Source organism: Nocardioides cavernae (genome assembly GCF_013410035.1).
Taxonomy (GTDB): Bacteria; Actinomycetota; Actinomycetes; order Propionibacteriales; family Nocardioidaceae; genus Nocardioides; species Nocardioides cavernae_A.
Genome location: NZ_JACCBW010000004.1, coordinates 212,175 through 236,834 on the forward strand (window position 1 = coordinate 212,175; position 24,660 = coordinate 236,834).

At 73.7% G+C, this 24,660-nt stretch carries 23 protein-coding genes; 12 read left to right on the top strand and 11 right to left on the bottom strand.

Translation table 11 applies throughout. The features are described 5' to 3' along the window. Window positions 1–49: 49 nt before the first annotated feature. From pgsA to F4692_RS17680, 3 genes are read right to left on the bottom strand one after another with little or no spacing between them, the layout of a single operon-like run. Window positions 50–673: a phosphatidylinositol phosphate synthase gene (pgsA, locus tag F4692_RS17670; protein ID WP_179621032.1), complete on the bottom strand. Its 624-nt coding sequence runs from the start codon at window positions 671–673 to the stop codon at window positions 50–52. Between the two features lie 23 nt (window positions 674–696). Then, the gene (locus F4692_RS17675) at window positions 697–1,467 is read right to left on the bottom strand and encodes an inositol monophosphatase family protein (protein WP_179621033.1); all 771 of its coding nucleotides are present in this window, start codon (window positions 1,465–1,467) and stop codon (window positions 697–699) included. After that, entirely contained in the window at window positions 1,460–1,969 is a 510-nt protein-coding gene (locus tag F4692_RS17680; RefSeq protein ID WP_179621034.1) for an HIT family protein, read from the bottom strand. The genes F4692_RS17675 and F4692_RS17680 overlap by 8 nt, the downstream gene beginning before the upstream one ends. Before the next feature lie 22 nt (window positions 1,970–1,991). On the opposite strand from F4692_RS17680, the gene F4692_RS17685 reads away from it, so the two are divergent. After that, the gene (locus F4692_RS17685) at window positions 1,992–2,474 is read left to right on the top strand and encodes a GNAT family N-acetyltransferase (protein WP_179621035.1); all 483 of its coding nucleotides are present in this window, start codon (window positions 1,992–1,994) and stop codon (window positions 2,472–2,474) included. A 4-nt stretch (window positions 2,475–2,478) separates the two neighbouring features. Here the strand turns inward: F4692_RS17685 and F4692_RS17690 are convergent, their stop codons facing one another. After that, window positions 2,479–3,966, bottom strand: coding sequence for a hypothetical protein (locus F4692_RS17690; RefSeq protein ID WP_179621036.1), 1,488 nt, complete (start codon window positions 3,964–3,966; stop codon window positions 2,479–2,481). Between the two features lie 46 nt (window positions 3,967–4,012). Between F4692_RS17690 and F4692_RS17695 the strand changes: the two genes are divergently transcribed. Further along, window positions 4,013–4,453: a hypothetical protein gene (locus tag F4692_RS17695; protein ID WP_179621037.1), complete on the top strand. Its 441-nt coding sequence runs from the start codon at window positions 4,013–4,015 to the stop codon at window positions 4,451–4,453. 287 nt (window positions 4,454–4,740) lie between these two features. Here F4692_RS17695 and F4692_RS20735 read toward each other — a convergent pair whose 3' ends face one another. The 7 genes from F4692_RS20735 to F4692_RS17730 all read right to left on the bottom strand — a co-directional run bounded on the left by F4692_RS20735 (window position 4,741) and on the right by F4692_RS17730 (window position 15,620). Next, window positions 4,741–6,141 (bottom strand): HNH endonuclease signature motif containing protein, encoded by a 1,401-nt coding sequence (locus F4692_RS20735; RefSeq protein WP_218858720.1) that lies wholly within the window; start codon window positions 6,139–6,141, stop codon window positions 4,741–4,743. Window positions 6,142–6,434: 293 nt separating this feature from the next. Then, window positions 6,435–7,592 carry a MalY/PatB family protein gene (locus F4692_RS17705; RefSeq protein WP_179621038.1) on the bottom strand — a complete coding sequence of 386 codons (1,158 nt, stop codon included), beginning with the start codon at window positions 7,590–7,592 and terminating at the stop codon, window positions 6,435–6,437. A gap of 7 nt (window positions 7,593–7,599) precedes the next feature. Continuing rightward, a complete protein-coding gene (gene thrS, locus F4692_RS17710; RefSeq protein WP_179621039.1) occupies window positions 7,600–9,591 on the bottom strand; it encodes a threonine--tRNA ligase in 1,992 nt (663 codons plus the stop codon). Window positions 9,592–9,723: 132 nt separating this feature from the next. Continuing rightward, complete coding sequence (locus F4692_RS17715; RefSeq protein ID WP_179621040.1) at window positions 9,724–11,913, bottom strand: catalase; 2,190 nt, start codon at window positions 11,911–11,913, stop codon at window positions 9,724–9,726. Window positions 11,914–11,933: 20 nt separating this feature from the next. After that, window positions 11,934–12,929 (bottom strand): SDR family NAD(P)-dependent oxidoreductase, encoded by a 996-nt coding sequence (locus F4692_RS17720; protein ID WP_179621041.1) that lies wholly within the window; start codon window positions 12,927–12,929, stop codon window positions 11,934–11,936. Between the two features lie 28 nt (window positions 12,930–12,957). Continuing rightward, a complete protein-coding gene (locus F4692_RS17725) occupies window positions 12,958–14,748 on the bottom strand; it encodes an ABC transporter ATP-binding protein (protein WP_179621042.1) in 1,791 nt (596 codons plus the stop codon). A gap of 29 nt (window positions 14,749–14,777) precedes the next feature. After that, a complete protein-coding gene (locus tag F4692_RS17730) occupies window positions 14,778–15,620 on the bottom strand; it encodes a DICT sensory domain-containing protein (RefSeq protein WP_179621043.1) in 843 nt (280 codons plus the stop codon). 106 nt (window positions 15,621–15,726) lie between these two features. Here F4692_RS17730 and F4692_RS17735 point away from each other — a divergent pair, with 106 nt between their 5' ends. The 10 genes from F4692_RS17735 to F4692_RS17780 are packed head-to-tail and all read left to right on the top strand — an operon-like array spanning window position 15,727 to window position 24,654. Then, window positions 15,727–16,800 carry a polyprenyl synthetase family protein gene (locus F4692_RS17735; protein ID WP_179621044.1) on the top strand — a complete coding sequence of 358 codons (1,074 nt, stop codon included), beginning with the start codon at window positions 15,727–15,729 and terminating at the stop codon, window positions 16,798–16,800. Beyond that, window positions 16,797–17,681: a phytoene/squalene synthase family protein gene (locus F4692_RS17740; protein ID WP_179621045.1), complete on the top strand. Its 885-nt coding sequence runs from the start codon at window positions 16,797–16,799 to the stop codon at window positions 17,679–17,681. The genes F4692_RS17735 and F4692_RS17740 overlap by 4 nt, the downstream gene beginning before the upstream one ends. Further along, on the top strand, window positions 17,678–19,306 hold the full coding sequence (crtI, locus tag F4692_RS17745) for a phytoene desaturase family protein (protein WP_218858721.1): 1,629 nt from the start codon (window positions 17,678–17,680) through the stop codon (window positions 19,304–19,306). The genes F4692_RS17740 and crtI overlap by 4 nt, the downstream gene beginning before the upstream one ends. Continuing rightward, complete coding sequence (locus F4692_RS17750) at window positions 19,303–19,671, top strand: lycopene cyclase domain-containing protein (RefSeq protein ID WP_218858722.1); 369 nt, start codon at window positions 19,303–19,305, stop codon at window positions 19,669–19,671. The genes crtI and F4692_RS17750 overlap by 4 nt, the downstream gene beginning before the upstream one ends. After that, window positions 19,668–20,012: a lycopene cyclase domain-containing protein gene (locus F4692_RS17755; protein ID WP_179621046.1), complete on the top strand. Its 345-nt coding sequence runs from the start codon at window positions 19,668–19,670 to the stop codon at window positions 20,010–20,012. Before F4692_RS17750 ends, F4692_RS17755 begins: the two co-directional genes overlap by 4 nt. Then, window positions 20,009–21,382 carry a cytochrome P450 gene (locus F4692_RS17760; RefSeq protein WP_179621047.1) on the top strand — a complete coding sequence of 458 codons (1,374 nt, stop codon included), beginning with the start codon at window positions 20,009–20,011 and terminating at the stop codon, window positions 21,380–21,382. The genes F4692_RS17755 and F4692_RS17760 overlap by 4 nt, the downstream gene beginning before the upstream one ends. Further along, a complete protein-coding gene (locus tag F4692_RS17765; protein ID WP_179621048.1) occupies window positions 21,379–22,545 on the top strand; it encodes a glycosyltransferase in 1,167 nt (388 codons plus the stop codon). Before F4692_RS17760 ends, F4692_RS17765 begins: the two co-directional genes overlap by 4 nt. After that, entirely contained in the window at window positions 22,545–23,045 is a 501-nt protein-coding gene (locus F4692_RS17770; RefSeq protein WP_179621049.1) for a glycosyl-4,4'-diaponeurosporenoate acyltransferase CrtO family protein, read from the top strand. The genes F4692_RS17765 and F4692_RS17770 overlap by 1 nt, the downstream gene beginning before the upstream one ends. Then, window positions 23,042–23,881 carry a phosphatase PAP2 family protein gene (locus F4692_RS17775; protein WP_179621050.1) on the top strand — a complete coding sequence of 280 codons (840 nt, stop codon included), beginning with the start codon at window positions 23,042–23,044 and terminating at the stop codon, window positions 23,879–23,881. The genes F4692_RS17770 and F4692_RS17775 overlap by 4 nt, the downstream gene beginning before the upstream one ends. Continuing rightward, entirely contained in the window at window positions 23,878–24,654 is a 777-nt protein-coding gene (locus F4692_RS17780) for a UbiA family prenyltransferase (RefSeq protein WP_308645365.1), read from the top strand. Before F4692_RS17775 ends, F4692_RS17780 begins: the two co-directional genes overlap by 4 nt. Window positions 24,655–24,660 lie beyond the last annotated feature (6 nt).

The following is a 24,660-nucleotide window of genomic DNA, read 5'->3' on the forward strand; positions in this document are numbered from 1 at the left end:
CGGCCCCGCCCCGCGGCACGCGGTGGGCCAGACCTGGTCGAGCCCTTGATCAGTCGCGCGAGGCGGCGCGGTCCAGCGCCTGGCGCCGCACGACCCAGATGCGCTGCCCGACGGTCACGGTGGCCGCGATCGCGAGCGCCCACAGCGCCACCTCGAGCAGGATCCACAGGTCGAGCAGGTCGGCGAAGAACGCCGGCACCAGCATGCCGACCAGACGGTCGGGCCGCTCGGCGATGCCGACCTTGGCGTCGTAGCCGAGGTGGTCGGCCTTCGACCGGGCGTACGACGTGACGGCGCCCATGACCAGGATGACGAGGCACAGGCAGAGGTAGAGCCGGCTCTCGTGGTGCCAGGCGAAGAACAGGGCGAGCCCGGCGAAGAGCGCCCCGTCGGCCACCCGGTCGAGCGTGGAGTCGAGGAACGCGCCGAAGTCGTCCGTACGCCCGAGCTTGCGTGCCATCGCCCCGTCGACGAGGTCGCTGAAGACGAACGCGGTGATGAACAGGACGCCCTCCCACACCATCCCGCGGGGGAAGAAGAACAGGGCGCCGAGGCTCACGCCGAGCGTGCCGACCAGCGTCACCACGTCGGGGCTGATGCCCAGGCGGATGAAGAGGTTGATGAAGGGCGCGAGGACGACGCCCTGCCAGAACTGCTTGAACCGATCGAGCACGGCGGCAGGCTACCGGGCGGCCCTCACCCGCGCGCCAGCAGCGCCGCGCTCACGTCCGACACTGCCGCGGGGGCACCCGTCACCGTCCAGTCGACCCCGCCGGCGCTGACCACGACCGAGTCACCGCCCGCTCCGCGGACGATCGCCGCGCCGGGGAGGCGGTCCCAGTCGGCCACCGAGTGCTGGAAGAGGACGTCCCACTGGCCCGCGGCGATGGCCGTGCAGTCCATCGTCCCGGACCCGAGCATGCGGAGCGTGCCGACCTCGCCGAGCGCGCGGGCGAACGCATCCCCCACCTCGCCCGTCCACAACGGCGGGTGGAGGTAGGTCACCGCGCACCGTGCCTCACGGGGCGTGTCGGGCAGCGGGGCGAGCGGGACGCCGTCGCACGTGCTGGGCAGGTCGGGCCCACCGACCCAGGTGCGGAGGCTCGCCGGGTGGTGGACGGCACCGAGGAGGACGTCGTCCTCGTCGTGGAGGGCCAGCGCGGTGCACCACCAGTCGCTCCCCCGGGCGAAGTTGTAGGTGCCGTCGACGGGATCGATGACCCAGGTACGGCCGGACGTGCCGGGGCGGACCGTGCCCTCCTCCCCCATGATCGCGTCCTCGGGGCGCTCGGCGGCGAGCCGCTCGACGACGAGGCGCTCCGCTGCCGTGTCGGCCTGGGTGACGATGTCCGAGCCGCTCGTCTTGCGCGTGACCTCGAGCCCGCCGCTCCGGGTGCGGGCGGCCAGCGCTGCCGCCTCCCGGACGAGGTCGACGGCGAGCGCGGCGTCGGCGCGCAGGTCAGGCATCGGCCCACGCGGCGGCGAGCAGGTCGCGCGTGTCCTCGAGGAGCTGCGGGAGGATCTTGGCGCCGCCGACGACGGTGATGAAGTTGGCGTCACCGGTCCAGCGCGGCACGACGTGCTGGTGGAGGTGGTCGGCCAGCGACCCCCCGGCGGAGCGGCCCAGGTTGAGGCCGACGTTGAACGCGTCCGGCCGGCTCACCGCGCGGATCGTGCGCAGCGCCTGCTGGGTCATCGACATGAGCTCGCCGGACTCCTCGAGCGTCAGGTCGGCCAGGTCGGCGACGTGCCGGTAGGGCAGCACCATCAGGTGCCCCGGGTTGTAGGGGTGGAGGTTCAGCACGGCGTACGTCGACCCGCCGCGCGCGACCACCAGCGACTCCCCGTCCGGGTGCCCCGGGATCGCGCAGAACGGGCAGCCCTCGTCGTCGACGGCGGAGCGGACGTACGCCATGCGGTGGGGGGCCCAGATCCGCTCGAGCCCGTCGCCGCCCGTCCCGTCACTCATGCCGCGATCCTAGGGTGGGCGCATGACGTCGATCCGACCGGCCGTGCCCGCCGACATGGCCGCCGTCGCCGACCTGTGGCACGACGGCTGGCACGACGCGCACGCCGGTCACGTCCCCGAGGGGCTGACGGCCGCGCGGACGCGCGAGGCGTTCCACGGGCGTACGCCGTCGCGCGTCGACGACACGACGGTCGCGGTCTCCGGCTCCGGCGAGCTGCTGGGCTTCGTGATGGTGGTCGACGACGAGGTGGAGCAGCTCTTCGTCTCGCGCTCCGCCCGGGGCTCCGGCCTGGCCGCCGTGCTGCTGGCGGAGGCGACGGCGCAGGTAGGAGCCGCCGGGCACGACGAGGCGTGGCTGGCCGTCGTGGTGGGCAACGCGAGGGCGCGGCGGTTCTACGACAAGCACGGATGGGCCGACCGTGGCGACCTTCCCTACGAGGTCACCGCAGGAGGCGAGACGTTCATCTCGCCGTGCCGGAGGTACGTGAGGTCCGTCCGCGCGTAGCCGCTCACGGGCCGAGGACGTACGCCGAGTCCGGTGCCGGGTAGCCCCACGAAAGGAGGCGGCCGAGCGTGGCGCTGGAGCCGCCGTCGCCGGCCGTCACGGCCACCGTCGCGTTCACCGGGCGTGACCAGGACGCAGCGACGCGCTCGCCGATCCGGCCGTCGGCGCCGACCCGGAACGAGGTGGCACGGACCGACGAGGTGTCAGCGCCGCGCTCGCGCGCGACCCAGGCGAGCGCGCCGCGGCCCGAGGCGGTGACCGACAGGTCCATCCCGACCCCGGACTCGACGGCGTAGGTGAGCGTCGCCGTCGGCTCGAGGCCGCGCACCGTGGGGCGGGACTGCGCCTCGGTCCAGGTCGCGAGCGAGGCCGTGGCGGTCCCGGGTGCGCTGCGCGCCTGCCAGGCCGCGACGACCACGCCGTCGGACGTGAGGGCCGCCCGGCCCGTGAACACCTGCTGCGTCCACCGGGGGGCCCTCCACGTGCGGGGGGCGGCCGGCCTGCCGGACAGCAGCAGGACCCGGTCCTCGAGCCCGCGCAGCTTCCCGGTCGAGCGCGACTCGGTCACCGTGGCCGCGAACCGGCCGCCGACCATGTCGATGCCGAGCGGCGTGATGCCGCCGTCGGGGTAGTGCTGGGTGGACCTCCGGGTCCACGCACGGGTCGCGCGGTCGTACGTCTCGATCCGGAGGCGCCCGGCGTACCAGGAGCCCGGCTCGATCTCGTCACCCGCGCCCCGCAGGACGACGACGTCCCCCGCGTCGTTGATCGCCGCGACGATGTCGTCGCCCGACGACCCGATCTCGCGACGCCGGACGTCACGCCACCCGAGGTCGGTGTGGTAGCTGGTGATGTGGTGCGGACGTCCGGCGTACTCGATGTCGGTCGCGAAGACGGCGAACTGGCCCCGCGGCGAGTAGTCGACCGACCCGAGCGAGGCCGTGCGCTTGACCTTCCACACCCAGCCGTCGTCGCCGGTCCACACGAGCTCGGCGAGGGTGGTCGGCGGGTCCTCCAGACCGGTCCTCGTCGCGCACTGGACGGCCACGGCCACGTTGCCACCGGCGGTGGCCGCCTCCACCGGGGCGCATCGCTCCGCACGGCTGACCGTCGTCACCGCTCGCGTCGGTCCCCACGTGCCGTCGGCGGCGCGACGCCGGTCGTAGATCGTCGCGTCGTCGTCCCCGCCGACGGAGATGAGCGCCGTCGACCCGTCGTCGAGCGCGACGGCGAGCGCGTGGCCCCCCACCTCGTCCGGGGCCGTCCAGGTGTCGGGCGCCGCGTTCGCCGGGGACGTCGCGACCGCCGCGGTCATGGCCGCGGTCACGGTCACGGTCACGGTCGCGGCCAGCGCGACCAGGGCGGTCGAACGACGGAGCAGGTGCATGCGGACCTCCGGGACGGGTGGTGCGACGGTACGCCCGTCCCGGCGTCTCGTGGCGGCGAGGCCGCGGTCTCCGTCCCGCGCGTCGAACCAGTGCGCGGCGTCCACGGCCCGAGCCTCGGGCTCGTCGACGGGCGCAGGCCAGGGTCCGCGCATGCCTGCGCTGCCGCCGAGGAAGGTGCCGGATGCCTGGTGGCTCCTCGCCGGGCCCACGACCGGGATCGTGGTCGGCAGCGTGCTGGGTGCGGTCGTGGGTTTCCTGACGACCCCGCCCGACGGCGTCGGACCCCTGGTGGGAGATCCGGTCGGATCGGCGGTCCTCGGCGGTGTGGTGGGCCGGACGCTGGGAGTGTTGGCGGGGCTCGTCGTAGGCGCCGTGCTCATGGTCGTGGACGGACGCGACCGACCCACGTCGACCGCCCGGACTCGCGCGGCCGTCGTCGCTGCGCTGTGCTGCCCAGCCGTCCTGCTCCTCGTGGCGAGCATCGCGCGCGTCGAGCTGGGCGGACGGGACATCGCCCCGCTGGCGGTCGTGACGGTCGCCGCGGCGGTTGCGTTCGCCTGGGTGGCTGGGCGGGCGCCGGACCGGGCGTGACGCCACGCCGACCCAGCGGCACGCACCTTCGTTGAGGCGATGCTGGTCATCGAGGTGATTTGTGCATCGGTCACCGCAAGACGCAGCCCGGCAAGACCCGCAGCGCGGTCGCCTCAATCAGATGCAAACTGCCACGACGTGTTCGACGGGATGCCTGTGCGGGCTCAGGCGCCGGCCCAGGACATCGGTCGGTCCTGACGTCCCACGGTGGCCGTGGCCCGGTGCCGACACTCACGGACGTGCCTGTGGCCCCGCCGTCGTGGTGAGTGGCGGGGTGTGGGGCGGGGTCATCGTCGGCGGGGTTGCGGGATGTCGGGTGGGTCGTCGGCTAATGCTCGGGTGCCGGTCCGGTCGCGTCGGAAGCGGTGGCCGTGGGGGCTGGTCCAGTCGTACGTCCCGGGTGCGGTGGTCTCGTAGTGCCAGGAGCTGTGGGTCTTGAGGCGATGGTGGGTGCGGCACAGGGGTGCGAGGTTCGACGTCGAGGTGGGTCCGCCGGCGTCGTACGGGGTGACGTGGTCGAGGTCGCAGCGGCGGGCTGATCTCGTGCACCACGGGAACACGCACGTCTTGTCGCGGAGGATGACGGCTTCGCGGATGCGGGTGGTGGGTTCGTAGGCCGGGGTGGTGAGCTCGGTGTTGAGGTCGATGACGGGGCGGATGGTGACCTTGGTCCGGGTGTCGGTGCACCAGTCCTTGACGTGGTCGAGCAGGATCAGGCGTTGGCCTTCCTCGAGGCGGCCGGTCGCGTCCAGGATCGGGCCGTCCGGGGTCGGGCTGGCGTTGAAGTGGGCGTGGAGGACGACCTCGCGGGCATGCGGGAGGTCGGGTCTCGATACGCCCGCTCGTTCCTCACGGGCTACTCGACCACCTTCGTTGGTGTTGAGGTCGAGGCTGGTCTGGGTGCGGGCCAGGTCACCGAGCGCGGCGGAGCGGCGGACGTCGAGCGACGCCTCCGAGCCGAGGGCCTTCATCGTCGCGGCGCCATGGGCCAGTGCCCGGTCCAGGTCGAGGGCGTCGGCGATGTCGAGCTCGGCCTCGAACCTCATCGTGCCGGCGTAGTGGACGTCCTCGTTGTGCAGTGTGGCGTGGCGGGGGTCGACGTGCTGCCACCCGTCCTCCGGGTCGTCGGTCGGATCAGCGTCGGCGAGGTCGTACCGCTGGATCGCTTCCGCAACCAGGCGGTCCAGCTGCGCTGGCCCGACCCGACCGGCCACCGCGGCGACCTGTGAGTCGACGAAGGCTGCCGCCTCGACCGTCAACGGAGGTGAGGAGTGGATCGTCGTCTCGGCGACCGACCTCGCGCGCCACGCCGGCACCGCTCCCGACTGCACGCCAGTCCACAGCCGTGGCAGTCGGTGGCGCAGCTCGAGCGCGTGCCCGACCAGGCGCTTCGCCGACGTGGTCGAGACCCCGAGCACCGCGCCGAGCTCAGCGACGCAGAACTCCGCCACCAGGGGCGTACCCGGACCGGCGATGGGTTCCTCGTGCTCGCACCCCGGCACGGAGAACGACGCCGCGGAGTGGATCGACTTCGGCGGGTGCAGGTCAGCCCACCGCGCGGCGAGATCGAGCTGACGGGCAGCGGCAGCGTTCTCGACGTCGCGGGCCGCGCGGATCGCGGCGAGCAGGCCGGCAGCGGAGAGGTCGTCGTCGACCTCCGCTGCGGCCCGCTCCAGCATCTCGATCATGTGTTCGATTATATGTGAGCGGTCCGACAGTCGCCCGGGGCTGCGCGTCAGGATCGGGTGTGGTTTCGACACGGGCGCTTGGCGCCCTGCTCAACCAGCGCAGCGGGCGCGGACCGCCCTGCCCCACCAGCGGCAGACGGCGCGGCCGCTTAGGCTCGGGACGGGCGGGCGCCCCTGCCCTGCCAACGGCAGACGGCGCGGCGTTCTCGGCACGGGCGCGGAACGCCCTGCCCAACCAGCGCAGCGGGGCGCGGGGCGCCCTGCCCCACCAACGGCAGGAGGGCGCGAGCGCCCTACTGCACCCAGGCCCTCGCGAGCCGCTCCACGACCTCGGTGAGCCGCTCCGGGGACGTGGCGAAGTTGAGCCGGACGTGCCCGGTCGCGCCGGGCGCGTAGGACGCACCGCTGCTCACCATCACGCGGCCGCGCTCGAGGGCGACGGCGGCGGCGTCGTCGTGGCCGTAGGCGGACGCGTCGAGCCAGGCGAGGTAGGTCGCCTCTACCGGGCGCATCCGCACGTCGGGCAGGTGCTCGGCGAGCAGGGTGGCGAGCAGGGCGCGTTGCTGGTCGAGCCGCTCGACGAGCGACGCGAGCCAGGGGTCGCCGAGGTCGTACGCGGCGCGCGCCGCCACGACCCCGAGTGGGGACCACGAGTCGTTGCGCGACATGGGTTGCGCGTCGAGACGGGCGCGGTCGGCGGCGGAGGGCACGACGAGCTGTGCGCAGCGCAAGCCCGCGGTGTTGAACGCCTTGGAGGCCGCGACGACGGCGACGGCGTGGTCGTGGGTGCCCTCGATCGCGAGGTAGGAGACGTGCTCGGCGCCGGGCAGCACGAGCGGCGCATGGATCTCGTCGCTGACGACGCGCGCGCCGTGGCGTACGACGACGTCGCGGATCCCCTCGAGCTCGGCGCGGGTGAACGCCCGGCCCCACGGGTTGTGCGGCTGGGTCAGCAGCAGCGTCCCGGCCCCCTCGGCGAAGACGCGGTCGAGGCGGTCGAGGTCGATCTCGGCACGCTCGGCGTCGGCGGGCACCTCCAGCAGGTGCTCGGCGCGGCCGGTGACCCCGGCGAGCCCGTGCTGCGCGTTGTAGCCCGGCGTCGGGAAGACGACGCCACCCGGGCCGCTCAGCACGTCGAGCGCCACGCGCACCCCGGCGGTCACGTCGACGACCTCGCGCACCGTCTCCGGCTCGGGCGCCCAGCCGAAGTGGCGACCGGCCCAGCCGGCGTACGCCTCCCCCAGTGCCGGGTCGCGCTCGAGCGGGTAGCCGGTGATGCCGGCGGCAAGGGCGTCGTGCACCGCGCCCATCACGACCGGGTCGACGGCGTAGTCCATCTCCGCGACCCAGGCCGGGAGCACGTCGTCGGGCACGCCCCACTTCAGCGGCAGCGCCCGCCGGGCCTGCTCCTCGGTGAGGTCGACGACCGGTCGGCGCTCGGGCGCGACCACCGGGACGTCAGACCTGCTCGCGCGACGCCACGGCGCGCGCGACGCGTTCGATCGCCTCGGCCAGCGGCACCCCGTTGTCCTGGCGACCGTCGCGGTAGCGGAACGACACGGCGCCCGCCTCCACGTCGTTGTCGCCCGCGATCATCATGAAGGGCACCTTGGCCAGCTGCGCGTTGCGGATCTTCTTCTGCATCCGGTCGTCGGAGTCGTCGACCTCGACCCGGAGGCCCTGCGCCTTCATCTGCCGGGCGATGTCGAACAGGTAGTCGTCGTGCCGCTCGGCGATCGGGATGCCCTGGACCTGGACGGGCGCGAGCCAGGGCGGGAAGGCGCCGGCGTAGTGCTCGACCAGGACGCCGATGAACCGCTCGATCGAGCCGAACTTGGCCGAGTGGATCATCACCGGCTGCTGCCGGCTGCCGTCGGCGGCGACGTACTCGAGGTCGAACCGGTCGACCGCCGGCTGGTTGAAGTCGTACTGGATGGTCGACATCTGCCAGGTGCGGCCGATGGCGTCCTTGGCCTGGACGGAGATCTTCGGGCCGTAGAACGCGGCGCCGCCGGGGTCGGGGACGAGGTCCACGCCGAACTTTCGCGCCGCGGTCTCGAGCACCGAGGTGGCGGTCTCCCACTGGTCGTCGGAGCCGATGAACTTGTCGGGCTTGGAGTCGTCGCGGGTCGACAGCTCGAAGTAGTAGTCGTCGAGGCCGAAGTCGCGCAGCAGGCCGGTCACGAAGGTCAGCAGGTGCTCCACCTCGGCCGGCGCCTGCTCCGGGGTGACGTAGGAGTGCGAGTCGTCCTGGGTCATCGCGCGCACGCGGGTCAGGCCGTGCACGACGCCGGACTTCTCGTAGCGGTAGACCGACCCGAACTCGAAGAACCGCAGCGGCAGCTCGCGGTAGGAGCGCTGCCGCGAGCGGTAGATGAGGTTGTGCATCGGGCAGTTCATCGCCTTCAGGCGGTACTCGGCGTGCTCCATCTCCATCGGCGGGAACATGGTGTCCGCGTAGTAGGGCAGGTGCCCCGAGGTGTGGAACAGCCCGTCCTTGCTGATGTGCGGGGTGCCGACGTAGTCGAAGCCCTCCTCGAGGTGCCGACGGCGGACGTAGTCCTCCATCTCCCGCTTGATCACGCCGCCCTTGGGGTGGAAGACCGCCATGCCCGAGCCGATCTCGTCCGGGAACGAGTAGAGGTCCAGCTCGCGACCGAGCTTGCGGTGGTCGCGGCGCTCGGCCTCCTCGATGCGGTGGAGGTGCTCCTCGAGCGCCTCCTTGGACTCCCACGCGGTGCCGTAGATGCGCTGGAGCTGCTTGTTCTTCTCGTCCCCGCGCCAGTAGGCCGCGGCGCTGCGCATCAGCTTGAAGGCCGGGATCCGCTTGGTGGTCGGCAGATGGGGGCCGCGGCACAGGTCGGACCACTTGGCCTCGCCGTTGCGACCGATGTTGTCGTAGATGGTGAGCTCGCCGGCACCGACCTCGACGCTCGCGCCCTCGGTGTCGGAGGCGCCCGCGCCGCCCTTGAGACCGATCAGCTCGATCTTGTAGGGCTCGTCCTTGAGCTCGTCGAGCGCCGCGGCGTCGGTGGTGACGCGACGCTCGAAGCGCTGGTTCTCCTTGATGATCTTGCGCATCGCGGACTCGATCTTGACCAGGTCCTCGGGCACGAACGGGGTCTCGACGTCGAAGTCGTAGTAGAAGCCGTTCTCCACCGGCGGGCCGATGCCCAGCCTGGCGTCGGGCCAGATCTGCTGGACCGCCTGTGCCATGACGTGCGCGGTCGAGTGCCGCAGGATGTCGCGTCCGTCGGCGCTGTCGATCGCGACGCCCTCGACCTCCTCGCCGTCGGACAGCTCGTGGGCGAGGTCCTTGAGAGCACCGTCGACGCGAGCCGCGACCACGTCGGCGTCGTCGCGGAAGAGCTCCCAGGCCTTGGTGCCCGTCGTGACCGTGGTCTCCGCACGCTGATCGGCGTGGATGCGGACGACCTTGATGTCGGACACGGGTGCTCCTTGGCTGTGGCGGATGGGACCGAGGTGGGACGGACGACGGCACGAGCCTATCGGCCGTGACCGGCGCGACTCACCCCGGTTTCCCCGTCCCACCTCGGGCGGCGACGCGTACGCCGCCCACGCTCACATGCTGGTCGCGAACCGCTCCCACGAGCGGTGCGTGCCGAGCAGCGCGAGCAGCTCCTCGCGTACGTCGCCCTCGCCGTCGCCGGTCATGATCCCCGCCCCGACCAGGCCGAGCTCCTCGACCACGGCGCGTCCGTCGCCGACCGCCAGCACCGCCTTGCAGTGGCGGAAGCACTCCTGGACCAGCAGCCCGACGCGCGGGTCGGTGCGGACCGTCGAGTCGTCACCGGCCTTGCTGTCGCGGCTCGTCAGGGCGTCCGCCGCCAGCGGCGCGGCACCGGCCACGACGAGGGCGTCGAACTCGATCGAGCGCGCGGTCGCGAAGGTGCGCTGCGCCACGAGCCCGTCACCGAGGTCTCCTCCGCGCGGGGCGATGAGCAGGGGCAGGAGCCCCTGTGCCATGAGCTCCTCGCGCATCGCGGCCACGCCGGCGAGGTCGCCGTCCGGGTCGACCACGACGCCGACGAGGCGGCCGTCGGTCGGCCACGTGCCGCCGAGCTGCGAGAGCGCCGGGCTGGGCTCGGGCTCCTCGTACTCGACGGTGCGCTCCGGGGCGACCAGGCCGAGCGCCTGGGACACCCGAGCGCACAGGTCGGCGTCGATGTTGGCCAGCGCGATCAGCTGGCGCTCCTTGATCGCCTGCTCGTAGCACTTGCCGAGCTCGAAGGAGTAGGCGTTGACGATGTGCTCCTGCTCGACCGGGCTCATGCTCAGCCAGAACAGCCGCGCCTGGCTGAAGTGGTCGTCGTACGACGCCGGGTTCTCACGCACCTTCGAGCCCTGTACCTCGACGGGGACGTCCACGAACGCGCCCTCGTCGGCCCCCGCGAAGAACGGGCAGCCGGCGTCGAGCGAGTTCGGCTTGTAGGGCGCGACGCCGCCGTGCACCGCCTGCTGGTGGAAGCCGTCACGGTGGTTGTCGTTGACCGGCGCGTGCGGCCGGTTGACCGGGATCTGGTTGAAGTTGGGCCCCGCGAGCCGGGTCAGCTGGGTGTCGAGGTAGGAGAAGTTGCGCGCCATCAGCAGCGGGTCGTCGGTCCCGTCGATGCCGGGGACCAGGTGCCCGGTGTGGAAGGCCACCTGCTCGGTCTCGGCGAAGAAGTTCGTCGGGTTCCCGGTCAGGGTGAGCGTGCCGACCAGCTGGACGGGCGCGAGCTCCTCGGGCACCAGCTTGGTGGAGTCAAGCAGGTCGATGCCCTCGAACATCTGGTCCGGGGTGTCCGGGAACGCCTGGATGCCGAGGTCCCAGACCGGGTGGGCGCCGGACTCGATGGCGTCATAGAGGTCGCGACGGTGGAAGTCGGGGTCCACGCCGCCGGCGAGCTGGGCCTCCTCCCAGGTCAGGGAGTGCACGCCGAGCCGCGGCTTCCAGTGGAACTTGACCAGCGTCGTCTGCCCGTCCGCGTCGACGAGGCGGAAGGTGTGGACGCCGAAGCCCTCCATCATCCGGTAGCTGCGCGGGATGCCGCGGTCGGACATGTTCCAGATGGCGTGGTGCTGCGCCTCGGTGTGCAGGGACACGAAGTCCCAGAACGTGTCGTGGGCGCTCTGCGCCTGCGGGATCTCCCGGTCCGGGTGCGGCTTGCCGGCGTGGATCACGTCGGGGAACTTGATGCCGTCCTGGATGAAGAACACCGGGATGTTGTTGCCGACGAGGTCCCAGTTGCCCTCGCGGGTGTAGAACTTCGTCGCGAACCCGCGGGTGTCGCGCACGGTGTCGGCGGACCCGCGCGAGCCCAGCACCGTCGAGAAGCGCACGAAGACCGGCGTCTCCTCGCCGTCGGCGAAGACGGCCGCCCGGCTGACCTTCGAGGCCGCGCCGTTGGAGACGAACACCCCGTGGGCGCCGGCGCCCCGCGCGTGCACGACGCGCTCGGGGATGCGCTCGTGGTCGAAGTGCATGATCTTCTCGCGCAGGTGGTGGTCCGAGAGCAGCGTCGGCCCGCGCGGGCCCGCCTTGAGCGAGTGGTCGCTGTCGCCGATGCGGACGCCGGTGGCGGTGGTGAGGTACGCCCCCTGCTGGGCGCTGGCCGTCGGCGCGTCCTTGCTCGGGGCGCCGGTCGGCGAGTGCGGCACGGGCTGCTGCTGGTCGGGCTTGGGGGGCGGGACCTCACGGGGCTCGGTCGGCTCCTCGAGCGTGGGCGGCTCGCTGCCCGGTGCGCCGGGTACGGGTGCGGGGGTGGTCATCGGTCCTCCAGGGATCGAGATCAGGATCGGGAATGGTGCGGTGCGGGCGCTCTGTCCCCCGGTGCCGGTCGCTGCATGCGCTCGCGGAGCACCTCGACCACGTTGGCGCCGATCGCGACGAGCGCGTTGCCGTGGCCACCGCGCAGCGCGTTGCCGTCCTGCTGCGACTCCAGCACGTTGCCGGGGCCCGTGCGCCGCGGCGCCGTGAGGTCCTGGGCCGCGAGCGAGAAGAGCGGACCGACGAGGCGGTCGTACGCCCAGGGCAGCGCCGTGAACCCGAACCGGATCACCTCGTTGGCGAGGCCCACCTGGCCGCCGCGACGCCGTCCGTCGGCGACGTCCAGCACGCGATCGGCGATGCGCTCCGGCGTCGTGACGGGGAACGGCGGCCGCCCCACCGCCTCGCCGTAGGTCGCGGCCTGCCGGTAGATCGGGGTGTCCACCCCGCCGGGTGCGACGTACTCGATGCGCACGTGCGGGCGGTCGCGGTTGTCGACCTGGAGCTGGCGCACCAGCGCGCGCACGCCCCACTTGCTGAGGACGTAGGCGCCCATCTCGGGCACCGCGATGTGGCCGATGACCGACCCGACGTGCACGAGGCTGCCGGACCCCTGCGTGCGCAGGACCGGCACGACGTGGCGGGCGAGGTTGACCGAACCGAGGAGGTTGGTCGCCACGACCTGGTCGAAGACGTCCTGCGGCACCTCGTCCACGCGGCCGTACGCCACCACCCCCGCGGAGCCGACGACGGTGTCGATCCAGCCGTGCCGGGCCATGACGGTACCGACGGCGGCCTCGACGTGGGCGTCGACGCTGATGTCGGCCGGCTCGACCATCGTCGACGCGGCGCCGAGCCGGTCGCAGTCGCGGGCGACGCGTTCGAGCGCCTCGCGACCGCGGGCGAGGAGGACCACGTGGTCGCCGCGTCGGGCGACGCGGTGGGCCACGGCCTCGCCGATGCCGCTGGAGGCTCCGGTGACGAGGACGACGCGGGGCGGGCGATCATGGGTCGGCATGCCCGCAGGTACCCCCCGCGCCGGGTCCTCACTCCCGCACGAGCTCCCCGGTCTGCACCCGCCACAGCGCGGCGTACGCCCCGTCCCGCGCGATCAGCTCGTCGTGCGTCCCGGACTCGACGACGCGGCCGGCGTCCAGCACCCAGATCCGGTGCGCGTGCCGCACCGTCGAGAGCCGGTGCGCGACGACGATGGCGGTGCGCTGGGCGGTGGCGCGGCGCAGCGAGCGCTGGATGGCGGCCTCGGTCTCGTTGTCGACGGCGCTCGTCGCCTCGTCCAGGACGAGGACGGCCGGGTCCCGCAGCAGCGCGCGGGCCAGGGCGAGGCGCTGGCGCTGGCCGCCGGACAGCGTCACCCCGCGCTCCCCCACCCAGGTGTCGAGACCCTCGGGCATCGCCTCGATGAAGTCGAGGGCGGCGGCGGCCTCGGCGGCCTCGCGCACCTGCTCGCGCGTCGCGCCCGGGCGGCCGTAGGCGATGTTGTCGGCGATGGAGCCGGCAAACATGAACACGTCCTGCGCGACGTAGCCGAGCGAGCCGCGCAGCGAGTCCCAGTCGAGGTCGCGGACGTCCTGGTGGTCGAGGAGCACGTGGCCGTGGCGCGGGTCGTCGAAGCGCAGCACGAGCCGCAGCAGCGACGACTTGCCGGACCCGGTGGCACCGACGATGGCGTGGGTCTCGCCGGCCGGGACGAGGAGGTCGATGCCGTGCAGCACGTCGGGACCCTCGGCGTAGCCCGCGCGCACGCCCCGCAGCTCGACGCGCCCGGCGACCGGGCGCTCGAGGGCGGTGGCCCCGGCGGGCACCGTGACCGGCACCTCGAGGAGGCCGAGGATGCGGGCGGCGGACGCGCGTCCGCGCTGGTAGAGGTCGAGGACGGTGGCGACCTCGGTCAGCGGCCACAGCAGGCGCTGGGTCATGAACACCAGCACGGAGTAGAGGCCGACCTCGAGGTCGCCGCGCAGGGTCGCCCAGCCGCCGAGGAGCAACGTGCAGGTGAACCCCACGAGGATCGCGAGCCGCACGAGGGGGACGAAGGCGGCCGACGACCGGATGGCGTCGGTGTTGGCCTCGCGGTAGGCCTGGGACACCGCGGCGACCCGGTCGCGCTCGCGGTCCTCGGCGGTGAACGCCTTGATGGTGGCGATGCCGGAGATGTTGGACGACAGGGTGCTGGACAGGTCCGAGACGGCGACGCGCACCCGGTCGTACAGCGGCTCGAGGCGGCGCTGGAAGACCAGCGACCCGACCACGATGAGCGGGATCGGCAGGAAGGCGAAGAGCAGCAGCTGGCCCGAGGCCGCGGCGAAGACGGCCCCGACGAGCAGGACGTTGAGGGTCGTCTGGAGGATGGCCGGCGCACCCACGTCGAGGAAGCGCTCGAGCTGGTTGACGTCGTCGTTGAGCGTCGCGAGCGTGGCGCCGGCCGGCCGGCTCTCGTGCCAGCCGAGGTCGAGGTGCTGGACGTGGTCGTACGCCTCGACCCGCAGGTCGTGCTCGACCCCCTGGGCGAGGCCGCGCCACAGGACGCTCGCGACGTACTCGCTGAGCGACTCGACGATCCACACGACCGCGTTGATGACGGCGAGCCAGCCGAGCTGGGCGAAGCGCGACTCGACGCCGAGGACGTCGCCCACGAACGACTGGTCGCCGCGCACGACCACGTCGACGGCGGCGCCGATGAGCAGCTCGGGGACGACGTCGGCCACCTTGTTGACCGTGGAGGCGACGACAGCGCCGACGAACCGGGCGCGGTAGGCGCCGTAGCGGCGCCACAGGGCGCGCAGGGGCTGGACGGCGTCGGGGGTGTCGGTGGGCACCCGAGGAGGTTAGGCGACCCTTACCTACGTCACCGCATCGTGGTCGCGTCGAGATAGTCGAGCATCCGGTCGAAGAGATCGGTGGCGCGGCGGAGGTCGTCGGAGGCGGGCACGGGCTCGGGCAGCGGTGCCGGGTCCGGCTCACCGCGCCAGTCGGCGCGCAGGTCGTCGGCGAGGGCGGCGCAGATGTCGCTCGCGTCGCGCACCACCACCGGGTCGACCGACCACACGGACTCGAACATGCGCGGGGCTCCGGCCTGGCCCGGCCGCTCGACGGCCACCAGGCACGCGGGGAGGTCGTCGGCATCGCACACCACGAACCACTCGCGCTGCAGGGGCGACTCGTGCGGGAGCGGGATCTCGACGAGCACCTCGTCGGCCGGCTCGGCGCCGTCGAGGTCGACGAAGACGGTGCTGCGCCTCGCGGTGCGGGCCAGCTCGTGCCAGCGGGCGTACGACGGACGGAGGAAGGTCTGGCGCTGGAAGCCCCCGAACAGGAGCGGGTCGGCGGCCCGCGCGCAGCACTCGTCCTCGATGGCGTGGCTCATCGAGACCAGCGTGCGGCGCGACAGCAGCTGCGGGCGCAGCACGGGGTGGCGTCGCCGCAGCTCGGCGAAGAGGGAGCCCGACCTCGTCGGCGCCGCGGGGGCGCGCTGGACGGCAGCGGCGAGCGACAGGCCGCTGCGACGACGCTCCAGGACGGCGTGCACCGCGTCGACGTCGGACTCGGAGTAGCGCCGGTGGCCGCCGGGCTGCCTGCTGGGCTGCGGAAATCCGTACCGCTTCTCCCAGCTACGCAGCGTCGTAATGGGTACTCCAGTCCTGTTGGCCAGGTCCCCGATGGTGAGGGAGACACGAGAGCTGGTGTCCACGTTTCGAGTCTCCTCCACAGGTTGTCTAGATTTAGTTGGAAGTGTTGCATAGATTCATCGCAGGCAACAGGACGCCACGGGGACCACTGGACTGCGGGAGGACCACATGACCGGCACGATCACCGAGAGCACGACGAGGACCAGCGCGAGCAGCACCGACCACGCGCTCGAGCGGCTGCTCGACGCGGGCCGGCGACGCGCCGGTGCGATCGATCCCCACCACGCCCTGCTGTGGGAGTCGCTGGGACGCGCCGCGGAGGGCGGCAAGCGGTTCCGGCCCGCCCTGCTGCTCGCCACGCACGACGCGCTGGGCGGCACGGCGCCGGGTGCGGCCGCGGAGGTGGGTGCCGCGATCGAGCTCCTGCACACCGCGTTCGTCATCCACGACGACGTCATCGACGGCGACCACGTGCGCCGCGGCCGCCCCAACGTCAGCGGGACGTTCGGCGCCCTCGCCCGGATCGACGGAGCCGGACCGGACGCAGCCGTCGGGTACGGCCTGACCGCCGGCGTGCTCGCCGGAGACCTCGCCATCGCCGCGGCCGTGCGCGCGGTCGCCACCTGCGGTGCCGCGCCCGACGTGGTCGAGCGTCTGCTCGACCTCTTCGACGCCGCGCTCCACGCCACCGCGGCGGGCGAGCTCGCGGACGTACGCCTCGCGCTGGGCGTGTCGCACGCCTCGCTGGCCCAGAGCCTCGAGATGGAGGCGCTCAAGACCGGCGCCTACTCCTTCTCCCTCCCCCTCCAGGCGGGCGCCGTGCTCGCCGGCGCCGACGCGGCGACGGTCGAGCGCCTCGGTCGCGCCGGCCGCGCCATGGGGGTCGCGTTCCAGCTCGCCGACGACCTGATCGGCGTCTTCGGCGACCCGACCCACTCGGGCAAGAGCGTCACCTGCGACCTCCGGACCGGCAAGCAGACCCCCCTGATGGTGCACGCCCGCTCGACCACCGCATGGCTCCGGATCAGCTCGTTCCTCGGTCGCGAGCTCGGCACCGACGAGCTCGACGAGGTGCGCGGGCTGCTGGTGGCCTCGGGGTCGCGGGGCTTCGTCGAGGACCTGGCCGACCGCTACCTCGAGGAGGCCCGGTCGGTGCTGCGCACGACGGGGCTCCCGTCTGAGATCCTCGACAGCGTGACGACCAAGCCGCTCGCCGCCCGTGACAGCGAGGTCGCGGCATGACGCTCTTCGTCAACCGCGGGACCTCGCGCACCCTCTACGACTCCGTGTCCGAGGCGAGCTCCGCGGTGGTCATCCGCCGCTACTCCAGCTCCTTCGGCCTCGCCTCCCGCCTCCTCGCCGATCCGGTCCGCACCCAGGTGCGCAACATCTATGCCCTGGTCCGGGTCGCAGACGAGATCGTGGACAACCCCGACCCCGGCCTGCCGCGTGACGCGCGCGAGGTCATGCTCGACTGGCTGCAGGCGGACGTCAGCCACGCCCTGGCCACCGGCTACAGCGGCAACCTCGTGGTGCACGCGTTCGCCCGCACCGCGCTCGACGTCGGCATCGAGGACGACATCGTCGCGCCCTTCTTCGAGTCCATGCGGATGGACCTCGACACCCGCACGCACACGCAGGAGTCGTTCGACCGCTACGTCCACGGCTCCGCGGAGGTCGTCGGGCTGATGTGCCTGCGCGCCTTCCTCGCAGCCCCCGACGCCCACGGCCCCGGCACGGCGACGTACGACGAGCTCGCGGCGGGTGCCCAGCGCCTCGGCGCCGCGTTCCAGAAGCTCAACTTCGTCCGCGACCTCACCGACGACCACGACCTGCTGCGCCGCGACTACTTCCCCGGCCTGGCGGTCGAGCGGTTCTGCGACGCCGACCGCGACCGCATCCTCGACGACATCGACGCCGACCTCGCGGCCGCGGCGGCCGTGGTGCCGCGCCTGCCGTCGAGCAGCCGGCGTGCCGTGGCCGCCGCGCACGCGACCTTCGCCGAGCTCGCCGCACGCCTGCGGGCGACGCCGGCCGCCGAGATCCGCCGCACCCGGGTGCGCGTCCCCACCCCCGTCAAGCTGCGCCTCGCCGCGAACGCGCTGCGCGGGGGTGTCGCGTGACGATCCGCTCCACCGACCGCGCCGACCGCTCCACCGGCCGCGCCACCGACCAGCACACTTCCCGCCACGTGGTGGTCGTCGGCGGGGGCGTCGCCGGCCTGGCCACGGCCGCGCTGCTGGCCTCCCGCGGCCACGAGGTCGACCTCCTCGAGAAGAACCCGGACCTCGGCGGCCGCGTCGGCAGCGTCGAGCGCGACGGCTTCCGCTTCGACACCGGCGCGTCGTGGTGGCTCATGCCCGAGGTCTTCGAGCACTTCTTCGAGCTCCTAGGCACGACGGTCGAGGCCGAGCTCGACCTGACCGTCCTCGACCCGAGCTACCGCGTCTTCTTCGAGGGCCACGCCGACCCGGTGGACCTGCGCCCCGACCGCGCGCACAACCGCGCCCTGTTCGAGTCGATCGAGCCGGGCTCGGGCGCGGCGTTCGACGCCTACCTCCGCTCGGCCGACGACACCTACGACATGGCGCTGCGGCGCTTCCTCTACACCAGCTTCGACTCCCCCGGCGCGTTCCTGCACCCCGACGTCGTTCGCCGCACGCCCAGGCTCGGACGGCTGCTGACGCGGTCGCTGGAGAAGCACGTCGCCGCCTCGTTCCGCGACAACCGGCTCCGGCAGGTCCTCGGCTACCCCGCGGTCTTCCTCGGGTCGTCCCCGGACCGCACCCCGAGCATGTACCACCTGATGAGCCGCCTCGACCTCGGCGACCAGGTGCTCTACCCCCAGGGCGGCTTCACCCGGCTCGTGGAGGCGCTGGCCTCGCTCGCCGAGCGGCACGGCGCCCGGCTGCACACCGGGGTGGAGGTGACCCGAATCCTCACCCGCACCGGGGCGCGCGGCCGGGCCGAGGTCCAGGGCGTCGAGCACACCCCGGCCGGCGGCGCCGGGACGGGGCGCGGCACGATCCTCGCCGACCTCGTCGTCGGTGCCACCGACCTGCACCACCTCGAGACCGCGCTCGTCGACCCGGAGCTGCAGACCCACCCCGAGCCCGTGTGGCGCAAGCGCTCCCCCGGGCCCGGCGCGGTGCTCGCGCTGCTCGGCGTGGAGGGCCGCCTGCCCCAGCTGCCGCACCACTCGCTGTTCTTCACCTCCGACTGGGCACAGAACTTCGGCGACATCTTCGGCGCCGACGCCCGGGTCCCCGACCCGGCGTCGATCTATGTCTGCAAGCCGTCCGAGACCGACCCCAGCGTCGCACCCGAGGGCTGCGAGAACCTCTTCGTGCTCGTGCCCGTGCCGGCCGACCCCGGCATCGGGCACGGCGGTGACGACGGCGCCGGCTCCCCCGTCGTCGAGCAGACGGCCGACCGGGCGATCGACCAGATCGCCTCGTGGGCGGGCATCCCCGACCTCCGCGACCGCATCCGGGTGCGCAGCACCATCGGCCCGCGCGACTTCGAGACCGGCTACCACGCGTGGCAGGGCGGAGCCCTCGGGCTCGAGCACACGCTGCGCCAGAGCGCGTTCCTGCGCCCCGGCAACGCCAGCGCCAAGGTCGACGGCCTGCTCTACGCCGGCTCCACGACCGTGCCGGGGGTCGGGCTCCCGATGTGCCTCATCAGTGCCGAGCTCGTGCTCAAGCGCCTCACCGGCGACCGCTCGAGCCTCCCGGTGCCGACGTGAGCCTGCCGCACTGGGCGTACGTCGCCATGCTCGCGTTCTGCCTCGCCGGCACGCTGCCGCTCGTCCCCGCGTTCCGCCTCCGGGTGCTGCGCCAGCCCCGACGGCTGCTGCTCACGGTCCTCCTGGCGGGCACGCCCTTCCTCGTCTGGGACCTGTGGGCGACGCACGAGGGGCACTGGTGGTTCGACGCCGACCAGACCCTGCCCTGGCGCATCGCGGACCTACCCCTGGAGGAGATCGCCTTCTTCGTCGTGATCCCGGTCGTGTCGGTGCTCACCCTCGAGGGCGTGCGTGCGGCCCGGCGCGGCGTACGCCCGTGGTCCCCGCGGCCGTCGGCACGCCGCAGCAGCGAGGGGGCCAGGTGACCTACACCGCGATCGCCGTCCTGTGCGTCCCGCTCGCGCTGGTGCTGGACCGCTGGGTCGCCCGCACCCGCCTGACGTCGAGCGCCGACTGGTGGAGCGCCTACGCGATCATCGTGTTCTTCCAGCTGCTCACCAACGGCTGGCTCACCGGGCGCGGCATCGTGCAGTACTCCGGCGACACCATCATCGGCAGCGGCGCGCGGGCGTTCATCGGCGACGGGCGCCTGTTCTACGCACCGGTGGAGGACCTCGGCTTCGGTTTCGGCCTGGTGCTCGCCAGCTGCGTCGCCTGGGCCTGGCTGGGCGGACGCCGCGACGCAGTGGAAGGCTCGCGGGGATGAGCATCGCGACCCGGCTGCAGTCGATGCAGCCCACCGACATCGGCGTCCCCGGACCGACCCCGCTCGACATGGCGCGCGCGTTCCGGTCGGTGCGGGCCGACCCGCTGTCCTTCCTCGTCAAGGTGCGCGAGCAGCACGGCGACACGGTGTCCTTCCCCGTGCCCGGGGCGCCGGCGCTGCTGGTCACCGACCCCCTCGACGTGAAGCGCGTGCTGCAGACCTCGGCGCGGACCTGGTCCAAGGAGACCGTCCAGTACGCCGCCCTGGCCCGCGTCACCGGTCCGGGGCTGCTCGCCTCGGCCGAGCCGAGCTGGATCGAGCACCGGCGGGTGGCCGCGCCTGCCTTCCACCACGAGCGCCTCGCGGCCGTGGGCGACCAGGTGCGCGCGGCCGCTCGCGACAGCATCGAGGAACGGCTGCGCGACGTGCCCGACGGCGCGGTGGTCGACGTCGCGGCCCTCACCCACACGATCGGCCTCGACGCCGTGGGACGGGCGCTGTTCAGCGCCGACCTCTCCGGCCAGGCCCAGGACCTGCTCGCGGCGACGAGCTCGTCGGCCGACATCGTCGTCCGGCTCGGCCGCTCGATCCTGCCGACCGCCGAGTGGGCACCCTCGCGCACCAACCTCCGGCTGCGCTCGGCGCGCCGGCGCCTCGACCGCGGCGCCGCGGAGATCATCGCCCAGCGCCGCGAACGGCACCGCAGGACGGGGACGTCGGGCCACGGTGACGACCTCCTCGGCCTCATGCTGGACAGCGGGATGGACGACCGGGGCATCCGCGACGAGCTCGTCACGATGGTCATCGCCGGTCACGAGACGGTCGCCGCCGCGCTCGCGTGGACGCTGATGCTGCTGGCCGAGCACCCCGGTGAGCAGGACCGTGTCCGCACGGAGCTGTCCGCGCACCCCGGTGCGGTCTCCCTCGTCGGGCACCGCGAGCAGCTCCCGTGGACCCGCGCCGTCGTCGACGAGGCCCTGCGCCTCTACCCCCCGGCCTGGGCCGTCTCGCGGCGCGCGCGCGAGCCCGACGTGCTCGCCGGCCGCGAGGTGCCCGCCGGCACGCTCGCGATCATCAGCCCGTGGCTGGTCCACCGGCGTGCCGACCTGTGGCCCGACCCGCTGGCCTTCCGGCCGGAGCGGTTCACCGACGGCCCGGTGCGCGCGGGCTACCTCCCCTTCGGGCAGGGCCCGCGGCTGTGCATCGGCCGGGAGTTCGCGCTCGGCGAGATGGTCGTCGTCCTGGCCGAGCTGCTGCGCGACCACCGGCTCGAGACGCCGCCGGGCTGGACCCGGCCGGCACCCCAGGCCCACGCGGCCGTGCACCCCCGCGGCGGGATGCCGCTCGTCGTACGCCGCGGAGCCGCATGAGCGCGGCGGTCCTCCTCACGGACCTGCTCGCCCTGGCCGTCCTCGCGGGGGTGTCCGTCGCCGCGCACCGCCTGGTCGAGGACCTGCGCACCCTGCCGCCGGCAGGGCGACCGGTGCACCCCGGCCCGGGCGCCCCGGTGTCCGTCGTCGTCCCGGCCCGTGACGAGGCCCTGGCGCTCCCCCACCTCCTGCGCTCGCTCGACGCGCAGTCGGTGCGGGTTGCCGAGGTGGTGGTCGTGGACGACGACTCGCAGGACGCCACGGCGGCGGTCGCCCGGGACCTCGGCGCTCGGGTGCTGCCGGCCGGCACGCCGCCGAGCGGGTGGACCGGCAAGGCCTGGGCGTGCCACGTCGGCGCTGCGTCCACGTCGGGCGACCTCCTGCTCTTCCTGGACGCCGACGTGGTGCTGGCGCCCGACGCGACGGCCCGCCTCCTCGAGGCCCACCGGCAGCACGGCGGCCTCGTGTCCGTGCAGCCGCACCACCGCGTGCCCCGCGCCTACGAGCAGCTCTCCGCCTTCTTCAACCTGGTCGCGGTCATGGCCAGCGGCGCCTTCACCCGATCGCCCCGCCGCGGGGAGCCGATGGCCTTCGGCCCGTGCCTGCTCACCTCCCGCGCGGACCTCGTGCGCGCCGGGGGCCACGAGGCCGTCCGCGCCGAGATCCTGGACGACGCGGCCCTCGCCGCGGCGTACGCACGGGCCGGCCTGCCCGTGTGGTGCGCCGTGGGCGGCGACGTCGCGCAGATGCGCAGCTACCCCGGCGGCGTGCGGCGACTGGTCGCCGGGTGGTCGAAGAACATCGCCTCCGGCGCCACCGCGGCGGACCCCGCGGCCACGCTGACCACGGTCGCGTGGGTGTCGACGCACCACGCCGTCGCGGTCGGGGCCGCGCTCTCGCTGCTCGGGACCGTGAGCGACCTCGCGCCCGTCGGCAGCCCGGTCGTGTGGGGGCTGGCGTACGCCGCGACCGCCCTCGACGTGCGCCGGCTGCTGCGCCGGGTCGGCACCTTCCGGTGGTGGACGTGGCTGCTCTTCCCGCTGCCCCTGCTCGCCTTCGACCTCGTCTTCGCGCGCTCCCTCGCGCACACCTCGCTGCGCCGGTCCGTGCGGTGGCGCGGGCGCGAGGTCGACCTCCGGGGCTCGAAGCGGGAGGTCGCCTGATGCTGCGCCTCGTGATGCCGCAGGCCTGGACGGTCGTCGTGGACGTGCTCGCCTGGGGGCTGTTCCACGCTGCGACGGGGTACGCCGCGCACCGCCTCCCCGACCGCCGGCTCGCCCGCGACGGGTGGGGCCTGCGCCAGCGCCGGTTCGAGGACGACGGCCGGTGGTACCGCAGGCGCCTGCGTGTCCACCGCTGGAAGGACCGACTCCCCGAGGCCGGGGCGCTGTTCGCCGGCGGGATCAGCAAGCGCGAGCTCCCCGCGCACGACGTCGACGGGCTGCGGGTGTTCGTCCGCGAGACCCGTCGCGCCGAGCTGGCGCACTGGTGGGCGCTGTGGTGCGGGCCCCTCTTCGTGCTGTGGAACCCGCCTTTCGCCGCGGCCCTGCTCCTCACCTACGGGGTGGCGGTCAACCTGCCGTTCATCGTGATCCAGCGCTACAACCGGTTCCGCACGCAGGCGCTGCTGCGCCGGCTCGAGCGCCGACGGACGTCCGCATGACCAGCCGGGCGGAGGCACCCCCGCGCGCGGTGACGCTCGACCGCGCCCCGGAGTCTCGGCACGGGCCGATCGCCCAGCTCCTCATCGCCTGGTCCCCCCTGAGTGCCATCCTCGTCGCCTACTGGGTGGCGCAGTGGATCACCGCACCGCTCGGCACTGGCGACGGCGCCGACACCAACCGCCTCGGCGCCGGCCTGCACGTCCTGGGTCCGGCGCGCGGCGACGAGGCGCTGCTCGGGGCGGTGCCGACGGTCTGGCTGCAGCAGCACCTCGTCGACGGGTCGGCGCACTGGTGGGACGCCGTCGCCGCCCTGGTCTACGTCACCCACTTCCTCACCATCCCGCTCATCACGGCCGTGGCCTGGTTCCGGCTCCGCCCCCGCTTCGGCGAGTGGCTGGCCGCCGTCCTCACGATGTCGGCGCTCGGCATCGCCACCTACCTCGCCTATCCCGCCGCGCCGCCGTGGCTCGCCGCCGCCCGGGGCGACATCGGGCCGGTGGACCGGATCTCCTCCCTCGGGTGGCAGGCGCTCGGGCTCGATCCCGTCGCCCGGCTGGTGGAGAGCGGCCAGGCCGGCAGCAACCCGGTCGCCGCGATGCCGTCGCTGCACGCCGCAGCGGCCCTGCTCGCCACGCTGTTCCTCTGGCGCTCGGTGGGCCTCGTGTGGCGTGTCGTCCTCGTGGCGTACGCCCTCGCCATGGCGCTGACGCTCGTCTACACCGGTGAGCACTACGTCGTCGACGTGCTCGCGGGCTGGCTGGTCGCCGCGACCGGGGCGGCGGCGGGGCACGTCGTGCGCGTCCGGCGCGCCCGCCGACCAGGAGGTGCGCGGTGAGGCTGCTCGCGGCCGTCCATCCGGGACCGGCGCTCGCCGTCACCGTGCTCGCGGCCCTCCTCGCCCGGGCGCAGGGGCTCGACCTCGCGACGAGCGCGCTGCTCGTGTCCGCGGTGCTCGCCGGGCAGCTCACGGTCGGGTGGAGCAACGACCTCGTCGACCTGCGGCGTGACCGGGCCGCCGGCCGCACCGACAAGCCCCTCGTCACCGGCGCGGTGTCGGTGGCCGCGGTCCGCGTCGCGTGCGCCCTGGCCGTGGTGGCGTGCGTGGTCCTCTCGCTCGCGCTGGGCGTGCTCCCCGGCCTGCTGCACCTGGGCTGCGTCGCGTCCGCCTGGGCCTACAACCTCGGCCTCAAGTCGACGTGGTGGTCGTGGCTGCCGTACGCCCTCTCGTTCGGCGGGCTCACCGGGGTCGTCTCGCTCGCGGACGGCCAGGCGCCGCCGTGGTGGTGGCCGGCGGGCGCCGCCCTGCTGGGCGTCGGGGCACACCTGCTCAACGTCCTGCCCGACCTGGACGACGACGCGGCGACGGGTGTGCGCGGGCTGCCGCACCGCCTCGGCCCCGACCGGATCGCGCCGGTCGCGGCCGCCGTGCTGGCCGCCGCCTCGGTGGTCGTGCTGGTGGGTGCGGCTCCCCCGGCTCCCGTGACCGCCGCCGTCGCCGTCGTGGTCGTCGCCCTGACCGCCCTCGTGGTGCGGGGCAGGGGCCGGGCGCCGTTCGTCGCCGCCGTGGCGGTCGCCCTGGTCGACGCCGTGATCCTGGCGGTGGCGTGATGGTTG

Bases quoted from the DNA above. Each gene is read 5' to 3' on its own strand.
- F4692_RS17675 (WP_179621033.1), bottom strand. From the start codon at position 1,467: ATGCCTGACCTGCGCGCCGACGCCGCGCTCGCCGTCGACCTCGTCCGG.
- F4692_RS17680 (WP_179621034.1), bottom strand. From the start codon at position 1,969: ATGAGTGACGGGACGGGCGGCGACGGGCTCGAGCGGATCTGGGCCCCC.
- F4692_RS17685 (WP_179621035.1), top strand. From the start codon at position 1,992: ATGACGTCGATCCGACCGGCCGTGCCCGCCGACATGGCCGCCGTCGCC.
- F4692_RS17695 (WP_179621037.1), top strand. From the start codon at position 4,013: ATGCCTGCGCTGCCGCCGAGGAAGGTGCCGGATGCCTGGTGGCTCCTC.
- F4692_RS20735 (WP_218858720.1), bottom strand. From the start codon at position 6,141: ATGATCGAGATGCTGGAGCGGGCCGCAGCGGAGGTCGACGACGACCTC.
- F4692_RS17715 (WP_179621040.1), bottom strand. From the start codon at position 11,913: ATGACCACCCCCGCACCCGTACCCGGCGCACCGGGCAGCGAGCCGCCC.
- F4692_RS17720 (WP_179621041.1), bottom strand. From the start codon at position 12,929: ATGCCGACCCATGATCGCCCGCCCCGCGTCGTCCTCGTCACCGGAGCC.
- F4692_RS17735 (WP_179621044.1), top strand. From the start codon at position 15,727: ATGACCGGCACGATCACCGAGAGCACGACGAGGACCAGCGCGAGCAGC.
- F4692_RS17740 (WP_179621045.1), top strand. From the start codon at position 16,797: ATGACGCTCTTCGTCAACCGCGGGACCTCGCGCACCCTCTACGACTCC.
- F4692_RS17760 (WP_179621047.1), top strand. From the start codon at position 20,009: ATGAGCATCGCGACCCGGCTGCAGTCGATGCAGCCCACCGACATCGGC.
- F4692_RS17765 (WP_179621048.1), top strand. From the start codon at position 21,379: ATGAGCGCGGCGGTCCTCCTCACGGACCTGCTCGCCCTGGCCGTCCTC.
- F4692_RS17770 (WP_179621049.1), top strand. From the start codon at position 22,545: ATGCTGCGCCTCGTGATGCCGCAGGCCTGGACGGTCGTCGTGGACGTG.
- F4692_RS17775 (WP_179621050.1), top strand. From the start codon at position 23,042: ATGACCAGCCGGGCGGAGGCACCCCCGCGCGCGGTGACGCTCGACCGC.